The sequence below is a fragment of the uncultured Gimesia sp. genome, assembly GCF_937919775.1.
In the GTDB taxonomy this organism is placed as follows: Bacteria; Planctomycetota; Planctomycetia; order Planctomycetales; family Planctomycetaceae; genus Gimesia.
Genome location: NZ_CALFPF010000503.1, coordinates 1 through 9,121 on the forward strand (window position 1 = coordinate 1; position 9,121 = coordinate 9,121).

Annotated in this window: 10 protein-coding genes; all 10 read right to left on the minus strand. The window is 47.4% G+C overall.

Annotation, left to right across the window (positions count from 1 at the left end; all coding sequences use genetic code 11):
* Positions 1 to 220: 220 nt before the first annotated feature.
* Positions 221 to 871, minus strand: a complete 651-nt coding sequence (locus Q0294_RS14295; RefSeq protein ID WP_299466675.1) for a hypothetical protein — start codon at positions 869 to 871, stop codon at positions 221 to 223.
* Positions 868 to 1,320: a flagellar FliJ family protein gene (locus tag Q0294_RS14300; protein ID WP_299466679.1), complete on the minus strand. Its 453-nt coding sequence runs from the start codon at positions 1,318 to 1,320 to the stop codon at positions 868 to 870. The genes Q0294_RS14295 and Q0294_RS14300 overlap by 4 nt, the downstream gene beginning before the upstream one ends.
* A 55-nt stretch (positions 1,321 to 1,375) precedes the next feature.
* Positions 1,376 to 2,746, minus strand: a complete 1,371-nt coding sequence (locus tag Q0294_RS14305; protein WP_299466682.1) for a FliI/YscN family ATPase — start codon at positions 2,744 to 2,746, stop codon at positions 1,376 to 1,378.
* Positions 2,747 to 2,755: 9 nt separating this feature from the next.
* On the minus strand, positions 2,756 to 3,475 hold the full coding sequence (locus Q0294_RS14310; RefSeq protein WP_299466685.1) for a FliH/SctL family protein: 720 nt from the start codon (positions 3,473 to 3,475) through the stop codon (positions 2,756 to 2,758).
* A gap of 78 nt (positions 3,476 to 3,553) precedes the next feature.
* A complete protein-coding gene (gene fliG / locus Q0294_RS14315; protein ID WP_299466688.1) occupies positions 3,554 to 4,549 on the minus strand; it encodes a flagellar motor switch protein FliG in 996 nt (331 codons plus the stop codon).
* Positions 4,550 to 4,605: 56 nt separating this feature from the next.
* A complete protein-coding gene (locus Q0294_RS14320; RefSeq protein WP_299466691.1) occupies positions 4,606 to 6,222 on the minus strand; it encodes a hypothetical protein in 1,617 nt (538 codons plus the stop codon).
* A 63-nt stretch (positions 6,223 to 6,285) separates the two neighbouring features.
* A complete protein-coding gene (gene fliE / locus Q0294_RS14325) occupies positions 6,286 to 6,600 on the minus strand; it encodes a flagellar hook-basal body complex protein FliE (protein ID WP_299466694.1) in 315 nt (104 codons plus the stop codon).
* Positions 6,601 to 6,660: 60 nt separating this feature from the next.
* Positions 6,661 to 7,074 carry a flagellar basal body rod protein FlgC gene (flgC, locus tag Q0294_RS14330; RefSeq protein ID WP_299466697.1) on the minus strand — a complete coding sequence of 138 codons (414 nt, stop codon included), beginning with the start codon at positions 7,072 to 7,074 and terminating at the stop codon, positions 6,661 to 6,663.
* Positions 7,075 to 7,127: 53 nt separating this feature from the next.
* Positions 7,128 to 7,592, minus strand: coding sequence for a flagellar basal body protein (locus Q0294_RS14335; protein WP_299466700.1), 465 nt, complete (start codon positions 7,590 to 7,592; stop codon positions 7,128 to 7,130).
* Between the two features lie 38 nt (positions 7,593 to 7,630).
* Positions 7,631 to 9,064 carry a sigma 54-interacting transcriptional regulator gene (locus Q0294_RS14340; protein ID WP_299466703.1) on the minus strand — a complete coding sequence of 478 codons (1,434 nt, stop codon included), beginning with the start codon at positions 9,062 to 9,064 and terminating at the stop codon, positions 7,631 to 7,633.
* Between the last annotated feature and the right edge of the window lie 57 nt (positions 9,065 to 9,121).

Genomic DNA, 9,121 nt, shown 5'->3' on the forward strand with positions numbered 1-9,121 from the left:
TCTTGTGAGAATCAGACATTTCTCATTACCTCAGGTTAGAATATGATTTCGTAGTCAGTCGACTTACGTGCTCTTATAAAACAGCGCAGTAAAGAACACCGTTGGTTTCAACTGTTTCACCACTATCATATTCGTCAGAATCGGCACTGAGACATCACGTAAGAATACGTAAAATAGACCAATTTTAGCGAAAATATGTATTAGGCGTGCGTGGAAAACCTCAATTGTTTTCCGAAAGCTTATCGACCATCTCTTCCGAAAGGCTGCGGAACGGTTCGTCCTGAGAGATTTCCTTGAAGACCTCTTTTCCCCTTTTTATGACCAGAGGATCAGCTGCCACCAGAAATTCTTTCAACATCTTGGCAATGAACTTTCCATCCATACCTTTTAAAAGTTCAATATTTTCCTCGATGGAAGGCTGCATCAGATATTGCACGGCATCGCCCGGAGGCAGCGCTACCAGCACACTCTGCGTTTTTTTAGTGGCTGTATTTTGACTTTGTTCTGTAAGTAATTTCAAATCCGCTTCAAACGTTTGTTTCGCCTGCTCAAAAGCGAGGCGATCCTTTTTCAGAGAATCTGAAGACTGCGTGATGGAACTTTTCAGCATGTCAATTTCATCTTCGCGCGATGCCAATTCCAGAATGCGCGTTGCGCGGGTCAGCGAGATCTCGTCGCGCGAAGGCAACGTCGTCTCTTCTTCAACCAGTTCCACATCATCCAAAGACTGACCAGTAACAATCATCCGAATATCTTTAATGGAATCCGCATTGAGGGATCCTCTGAACCACAAGAAACTAAGCCCCAGCAGTTCTGAAATAATGGTCGCCACACAAAAGACGCTGATCATAATGGCTACGGAACGGATCATCTTGCAACTCCCGTTTGTTGAGTCGCAGACCAGGTTTCTTCAAGATCGAATGCTTCTTTCCTGTTTTGCACATAGAGAAACTGATCGCGGTGTTTGTCTGACAGTTTTTCCATCGCTTTGACTTCCTGCTCAGCCCGTGCGAGCGTCTGCCTGCAAACGGTTATCTGTTTTTCTACAATTTTACGATTAGCCATAACATTCTGAATCTGTGTTTGTAACTGCCCGGCATAGTACCTCAAACTGGCAGCCCCATCGATATCCACAACACCTTTCGCCTGACGTAATCGTATTTCCTGAAACTGTTCCTGTCGTAACAGCTCCAGGTTCTGTTTCTGCTGCACTAATCGTTGATCCGTCTGCAGAATCTCTCCTAACATCTGACGACATAAGCTTCGCTTGTGACGTCGCATTTTGAGTACAGATTCAAATTGAAATTGGAATTTTTTCATGCTGGATCAGTTACCGTAAATCAGTCCACAAAAACAATTAAGATCTTTTAAATGGCTAAGTCGCGTTACCGGCTGCTGCCGCTTTCTGCCCTGTCGCAGAATCCTGTTTTTGCGGCTTGAGTTGCTCTGCACGCGCCGACAGATTTTCAAGCATCTTCGCCGCGTCTGTGAAATTGGAGTTTTCCGTATTCCCCTGTTTCAGATATTCGTTCCACAATGGTCGTAATTTCAGCGCCAGATCAACTTCGGAATTCGATCCCGATTGATAAGCGCCAATCGAAATCAAATCTTCCGACTGTTGATACGCAGCCATCAGTTTCTTCAACTGCGCTGCCGACTTCTGATGTTCCGGACTGGTAATATCATTCATCGAACGACTGATGCTTTGCAGCACATCAATCGCCGGCCAATGTGACTCATGTGCCAGTTTGCGGGAAAGCATGATATGCCCATCCAGAATTCCCCGCACCGTATCTGAAATCGGTTCGTTGGCATCATCGGCTTCAACGAGAACCGTATAGAAACCTGTAATACTGCCGGAATCGGTCCGGCCACTCCGCTCGAGCAGTTTCGGCAGGAGGGAAAATACGCTAGGTGGATAACCTCTCGTTGCCGGCGGTTCACCTGCCGCCAAACCAATCTCCCGCTGCGCTAACGCATAACGGGTCACACTGTCCATCATCAACAAGACGTCATTGCCTCGATCACGAAAAAACTCCGCGATTGCCGTTGCCAGATGAGCGGCGCGAAGTCGTATCAGCGCGGGCTCATCGCTGGTCGCAACAATCACAACACTCCGTGCCAAACCCTCTGGCCCCAAGTCACGATCCAGAAACTCACGCACTTCCCGTCCTCGTTCACCCACCAGACAAACAACATTAATATCGGCGGAACTCTGCCGAGCCATTTGTCCCATCAACGTACTTTTCCCGACGCCACTTCCGGCGAAAATCCCCAGTCGTTGTCCTTTGCCGCACGATAATAATCCATCAATGGTTCTAATACCGGTACTCAATGGCTCATCAATCCGCGGCCGATTTAATGGAGAAATCGGTTTGGCTTTCAGGTTGGCACGATGTGAGAGCATCGGCTGATTTTTGCCATCTATACAGCGTCCCCGTCCATCCAGAACTCTGCCTAAAATCCCCTCCCCCACGGCAACGGCGGGTACGGACTGAATCAGCGAGACCCGGTCCCCTCGACGAATACCAGTCAAATCTTCATAGGGGAGTAATAGCGTTTCCTCATTCTGAAACCCAACAACTTCTGCTTCGACAGGTCGACCGTTTTCGCGATCAATGGCGCAGACTGCTCCTAATGGAGCCGGAAACCCTGAGACGGAAGCAGTCAAACCAACCACCCTGGTCACGCGTCCGGTAAGACGAAAAGGCAAAATCTGTTTTATCTGCTGAGAGACATCAAACATTTGATTGTGTTAGTCCTGATGACGGATCATTAACTCTTGTGAAATGCGGTCTATTTGAGCTTCGATGGTGGCATCGATTGTTCCATGTTGAGTCTCGATAAAACACCCGCCGGAAGTGATTGATTCATCTTCAATAATTTCGCAGGTCTGACATCCGGTCAGATTGGAAATAAATGTTTTTGCACCTTCAACTAATTGTGCGATATCTGAGGGATTCATATGAAACCTGATATGCTGCGTACCTGACGCCAGCTTGAGGGCTTCACTCATCATCGCCCTGGCAGACTCGGGACGCGACTTGATTTCATGGCGGATCATTTTTTCTGCGATGCTCAAGCAGATTTCCAATCCTGTCGTATCCCAGGTTTGCCTCCAGTTAGTCTGCTCTTGCTGCAAGCCTTCGACAGCGGCTTGCATTGCAGGATAAATCATGCCCAGTTTTTCCTCAATGGTCCGGTTGGCAATCTCTTCAGAACGCGACTGGATCAGGGATTCTATTTCACGTTCTGCTTCCTTATGCCCCTGCAGTTTGCCTGACTTAAACGCTTCCTGCTTGATCTGTTCGGCTTCCTGTTGCGCATCGAGCAGCATTTGGCGTGTCTGATCACGCACATTCAGAATGTAATCCTCACAACGTTTTTCAATGTCTTTGAAATTGTAAGCGATTTTCGAACCCAAAGCCCGAAAGGCTTCCGCCTTTAACAATTTCGCCGGTTCCAGTTCCACCATATTGATGACTTTTATTTTATGCTAATTATTTTTCAGAGTTAAAAGATTACAGTCCTAAAATGTGTCGCTCACTGTATTTTATGAGATATATTGTTCGCTTTCATTTCCAGCAGCGACTTCAATTTCCCCGGCATCTTCCAATCTTCGAACACTATCCACGATCTGCTGCTGCACGGCTTCAACATCACTGACTTTGATCGGTCCCAGGTATTCCATTTCTTCACGCAGCATATCTGCCGCCCGTTGCGACAGATTGCTGAGAACTTTCTGCTTGATTTCTTCAGAGGCCCCTTTGAGTGCCACTGCCCATTGATTGTTATCCACTTCTTTCAGCAGGGCTTGAATTGCCTTACCATCCAGTTTCACCAGATCATCAAAGACAAACATCAACCGCCGAATCTCATCAGCAAGATCCGGGTTATCCTGATCCATACTTTCCAGAATGCCTTTGTTCGTCATGCGGTCGGTGACGTTCAGAATTTCTGCCACGAGTTCCACGCCCCCGGCTTTTTCCATCCCCTGGCTGAACGTATTTTTCATGCGGTGTTCGAGGCTCTTTTCGACATCGCGAATGACTTCCGGACTGGTTTGCTCCATATTCGCAATCCGCTTAATCACATCCATCTGCTTGTTTGAAGGCAGGCCGGCCAATACTTCGGCTGCCAGATTACTGGGTAAATGCGACATAATCATGGCAATCGTCTGAGGGTGCTCTTCGATGATAAATGTCAGCAGGTTGGTTGCTCCCGATTTCTGCAGGAAACCAAAGGGAACAGAATTCATCGTCTGGTTAATACTGTCCATAATCGAGCCGGCGCCCTCTTTACCCAGCGATTGCTCCAGCAGTTCATTCACCGCAGCCATCCCTCCCCGCTCCATAGTGGTCTGTTCACCACGCAGGGAAGTAAATTCATTTAAGACACTTGCCTGCTGTTCTTTGGAAACATCCTGCATACGGGCGATCTTCATCGTCACTTTTTCGACATCTTCTTTTTGCATCAGGCTCAGTACTTCAGCAGCAAGCGCTTTATCCAGACTCAATAACAAGATGGCTGCTTTTTGTAGTTCATCCATTTTTCGATCCACGGTCTAAATAAACTATCGACTCAATTCCTGAATCTGCTTCCCGGTTATGATTTGGCATGTATCCATTTACTCAACACCAAAGCCGCCACTTCAGGATTGTCTCGTACCAGAATTTGCACTTCATCGCGCTGCGTCGGCTCTTTTTTCGGTTTTACAACATCCTCTTCCGACGTAGAAGCCTGGGGTTTACTCATCGGAAGGCTGATTGCCTCTGAATCAACTTCTTCAAGTTGCGGCATGCTTTTATTGAGCATCCACAATGCCCAAATGGCAAACAATCCCAACCCAAGTGTACTTCCCCACTGACTGACAAACTCACCAAGACTTTCTGTCAGAGGCAACTCTACCATCGGGACCTCTGCATCCACTCGTACATAAGATGCAACACTCACAGCATCATTTGCTGACTGTGAAGGAATCAACTTCTGCACGTGCTTCTGGATGCTCGTCTCGACTTCAAGTTTAATCGCGTCCGTTGCCTGCTTGAACGCAGCAATGTCAGCTGCCGCTTCTCCTTTTTTAACGCCTCGTTTGACGGCAACAGCCGCGTAATAATCTTCCGGAATCGAAACGGAAACCTGCACGGTACTGGGCATAGCAGCGACAAACTCTTTTTCCGTCCAGGTAAAGGAAGGAGCAGACGTCGTTTCGTTATTCGTTTCGGTTACTTTTTCGTTTTTTTCGTTACCGCGGGCCACCGCCAGAGAATTGGGTTGATTCGAACGTGCTCCCGGTTCCGATCGAACGGGCTTCTCAACAATATTGCGTTCACTGGATTGTTCTTTTGATTGTAAAGCAACCGTGCCGTCGGTACTGATTTCCTGTTTTCGTTCAACATAGCGTTTCAGGTTTTCTACATCGACATTGACGTTCACAATCACATCTGGAATATACGTCAGAGAATCCATAATTTTATCCTGGTAGTTTTTCGTATGCTTATTAACCCAGGTAATGAATTTACTATCGAAGGCATCATTTTTATCATCAGCCGTGTACGACGTTCCCGTTGATTGATCAAACACGGTGACCGATTCCGCCGTTAAATCGGGAACCATCGTGGAAACCGCAGCGCGCAGACTGGTGATCAGTGTCGGCGTCAAATCATTTCCCGGACGTGGTTTGACCATCACCGTCGCAGTGACATCCGGTGTGGTATTATTCCAGCGCAATCGCTTCTTGGAGCGGGCCCACATCACGCTGGCATCTTCAATGGCAGGAATGGCCCGGATCATACGACGTAACTGATTACCCAGCGCGATATCCCGCATGACCTGCAGTTGATCTTTACTGACAAACATGCTCGATTTCTCAAACTGTTCCTGCCATTCTGAAGCCCAGTCGGTAGGCAGTCCCCCCCCTTCAATCAATGCTGCGTTATAACGGGGAACTTCATTCTGAGGCACCATGATTCTCTGGCCTTTACGGGAAAAATCCGTCAGGCCGGCCCGCAGCAGAACTTCCTCAGCATGAATCACTTCCTGGGTTGTAAAATCTTTTCCCAACGAGAGCGAGACGTAGCTGGAATTGCTCTCACGAAAAAAAAGAAACCCAAATGCCAGCATCATCAATACCGGAACCGCCAACAGAATCGCGCGCTGGCTGCCCGACATTGATTGAAATAAGGTAACAAACTGTTGATATATTTTTTTTGTGGTGTCCATACCGGGTGACCAATCGACTAATCCGTGTCAAAGTGGTAAAAAAACGTGCTGATTCTTTCAGATTTACATCTGCATCTTCTGTATCTCATTATAGGCTTCCAGAAGTTTATTCCGCATCTGGACCATCATGCGCAGTGCCAAATCCGCTTTCTTGATGGAAGTAAATACTTCTGCCTGCGTAATGTCGTCACCGATCAAGCCACTTTCAATTGCCTGCTCCGATTGAACCTGTAACTGATTGGCATTGTTGAGCGACTGCAGCATCATGTTCTTGAAAGAAAGCTCCCCGGTACTGCTGCCGGCGCTATTTTCATTGATTCCGACCGGTGGAATGCCGGGCAAAAACGCGTTTCCGATTTGACTGATGGAACCTGTCATCCTCTTCCCTTCCTTGAGATCAGATGAAATGATAATGAATCTTTATATCCTACCCGGAAATCATGCCAGGATTCTGAGTGACGTATTGAACATTTCTTTGGTGATATCCAGCGCGGAAATATTTGCCTCATAGGCACGACCTGCTTCTAATGCATTCACAAACTCAGTCACAACATCGACATTGGGATAGGTCACGTTACCATCCTGATCCGCATGGGGATGTCCCGGACTATATGTTTTTCGCAATTCGGTGTCTGTATCAATTTCAACTTTGTATTTCACGCCGACCCCGGACCGCTCCAGACTCACACTTTCCGTATCAGCCTGAAATGTCACAATTCTGCGATAAAAGGGGACTTCTCCACTGTTGGGATCGTGTGAAACGTTCACAGAGGCAATGTTGCCGGCAATCGTATTCATTCGCTGACGCTGTGCCACCAGAGCACTGGTGCTGATATCAATTCCCTTTAACATGTCGTATTTCCTTTATTTTATTCCGTTTGGGTTATTCCCACAGTGCAGCAAAACTACGGACGTTCTGAAATCACCGTCATTAACTGATTCAACTGGGCCATCATCACTTGAACAGCAAATTGTTGCATCAACGAGTTTTTAGTCATTTGCATCACCTGCGACTCCATGCTGCGATTATTATCATCCTGAAATGTCAGGTTCTGAGGAGCCGCCTCCTGTGCCTGAAACAGGTTTCGAGGAAACAAGCTTTCCAGTTGTGTTTCGACTGACTGATTATTTGCAAGCGTGATGGGCATTCCCAATGAACTCTGTGCTGCCGGCTCAGATAATCGGTCTTTCAATTGAACGGCTTCTCGCAACGCCTGCTGAAAGTCATTCACAGGCAGGTCACGCATTTTATAACCCGGCGTATCGATATTCGCGATATTTCCCGCCAGAACATCCTGTCTGCGTTCAGCGAACGCCGCCATTTTCTCCAGCAAAGGTAATGACTTTGAATTCAGAATTTGCTCTAACATGAAAACTACCTTACTAAATCATTGGCGCCCACAGACGATCAGGCTGCGCGCCTGACCGTAAATTTTCGTTTCGAATCCGGACCGCCTCGTGGCGGATATCCGTAGGATCTCAGCTTGCCGGACAGGGTCCGCAATCCAATATCCAGCATCTGAGCCGTATTTTCACGATTCCCGCCGCAGCGTGCGAACGTACTTTCAATCAGCTTCTGTTCCATGTCCCGCAGAGTCATACCGACCAGAGAATCTGCGTCGGAAATCGTTTCGGCTCCAATCCAGGGTAATAAACTGGCGGCATCTAACCGTGGTCCGTTATCAACCAGATTCACGTGGCGAAGCAGATTACGTAACTCAAGAACATCTCCGGTCCAATCATGACGCTTCAAGGTTTCCAGACCATCTAAAGTCAATAATTTGGCAACCATCCCCTCTGCCCGGGAAACTTCACTTAAGATATGCTCTGTCAACAAAGCCAGATCCTCTTTTCGATCGTTCAAGCGGGGAACCGAAATCGTTGACTCGGCGAGAATCCCTGCCAGTTTTCTCTTGAATTGATTTTGAAAAACCAGATCCTGCAATGGGACATGACTCACGGAGATCACGCGACTGGTCACTTTCTTCTGCTGCTGGTCTTCAGGAGAAACATATTCTCCATTCTCAAAGATCTTCAACAGTACCGCCTGAACAGGCAACGAAGCCAGATGCACCTGATCGAGAATCAGAGTCCCCCCCTCTGCCTGTTCGATGCGACCGGGATTCCACACGGGTTCGTTTGAATAACTGCTTTCTTCATGTGAGAAATAACCCAATAGATCACGCTCGATATTCTCTGTATTCAGAGTACTGCAATTGACCTTAATCAGTGGATGATCATCAATAAATGTAGAGTCATGAATGATTTCCGCCACCAGCGACAATTCGGAACCTGGTAAACCCTGTAGTAGCACAGGCGTTTCCAGGTGAACCACATCTGCAATGCGATCTCTCAGCGTCTGAATTGCCTGACTATAGCCAATGAGTCGGCGGCTGGACCGTGCGTTCAATTCTGAAATCAAGCCTGAACACTCGCGCGATAACCGGGCATATTTGATCGCGGAATCAAGTAAACGCCTGATACTTTCCAAAGCATCCTGGGGTCTCAGTTCTGCAAACGGAACCATCGTTTCATGGAAACTGCTTCGAGACGGTTTCAAAAACGCTTTCTGGGTATCATGCGTCAGTGCCGGATAATACAGCACGGGAATCAAATTCTGTTCCGGAACCTGCTCCACCGCAAAAGAAAATTCCGAAATCGCTTTTGGATCGAGCAGCACACAGATATCCGCATCAGCGCGCTGCGATGTTCGTGAAAAAACAACTTCCGCCAGAGGAATCACGGTATATCCCATATTCGAAAATTGCGTGCAGACCTCCAGCCGACGAATCCGATCCTGGGAAACGACCTGAACCACGCCACGTGTTGTAGAATTATTCATTACACTTTTATTCATTATTCAAAACCAATTTCAGCAAAAGTCAAACATGTATATTAT